This window comes from Streptomyces sp. NPDC048389 (assembly GCF_040706335.1).
Classification (GTDB): Bacteria; Actinomycetota; Actinomycetes; order Streptomycetales; family Streptomycetaceae; genus Streptomyces.
Map to the genome: position 1 here is coordinate 1 of NZ_JBEZKP010000126.1, position 1,043 is coordinate 1,043.

General features: G+C 67.1%; 1 protein-coding gene. It reads right to left on the reverse strand.

Annotated elements, in window-relative coordinates; all coding sequences use genetic code 11:
* A partial coding sequence (locus AB0903_RS34320; protein WP_366708746.1) for an IS110 family transposase occupies positions 1-809 on the reverse strand: 809 nt, incomplete at its 3' end.
* Between the last annotated feature and the right edge of the window lie 234 nt (positions 810-1,043).

A 1,043-nucleotide genomic window follows, 5' to 3' on the forward strand; every position in this document is an offset into this window, starting at 1 on the left:
CTCTCGATCACTTCGGCGAGCTCGTGCTCGCGAAACCGGGCCGCAATGAGCTTGTCGATCTCCGCGATCTGCTCGTTGAGGCTCATCACCTCCTTCGCCAGGGTGTGGATCACCTGCGCGATGACCTTCTCCCCGGAGACGGCGGTGTGCTGACGCTCGGCGGCTGCCAGAGCCGCGGCGGCGAGGTCCTCAGCGCTGCGGACCTTGCGGTTGCGCAGCCAGGTCTCCAGCCGTTTGCTGCCCATGCGGCGCAGGGCAGCCGGTGTCTGGTAGCCAGTCAGCAAGATCAGCGGGCCGGTGTTGCCCAGGTCCAGGGATCTTTCCAACGCGGGGAATATGCTGACGAGTTGACCGCGAAGGCGGTTGATCCGGCGGGTCCGGTCGGCGTTCAGGTCGGCACGGCGGCCGGTGAGAACCCGCAGCTCGACGGCGTGCTCGCTGTCCGGTCGCAGGACCGTCAGGTCCCGACGCATCCGCGCCTGGTCCGCGATGACGGTTGCGTCCTTGGCGTCGGTCTTGCCCATGCCCCGGTAGCCGGCCGAGGCCCGGTTGACCGCGAGCCCCGGTATGTAGACGAGGTGCTGGCCATGGCTGAGCAGCAGTTCGGTCCACAAGGCGGCCATGCCGTCGGCGACGTCGACCGCCCAGACCACGTCCTCGTCGATGGCCAGCACGTCAGCGACGAGGTCCAGCAGTTCCGTTTCGTCGTTCAGCACGCGTCGCGACAGCAGCCGCTCGCCCCCGGCTCCCAGGACCACGCAGTGGTGGTGGGTCTTGCCGATGTCCGTACCCGCCCAGATCTGGGCCACCAGTTCCTCCAGTCGTTCGATGCGCTGTGCTCCCGGACGACCTCGCCGACATGGTCCTACTCAGCGATGCACCCGCAGGTGCTCGCATCTCCTAATCAGTGGCCGAGTCGCCGTGAGACTCCGGGTGGCCAGGTGGCCAGAACCATCGAGGGCAACCGCATGAAAGCCATGCCCGGAGTCTCTGGGTCTCTGGACCTTACGACGGCCCGTCCAACCCACGAACAAGGTAGGACC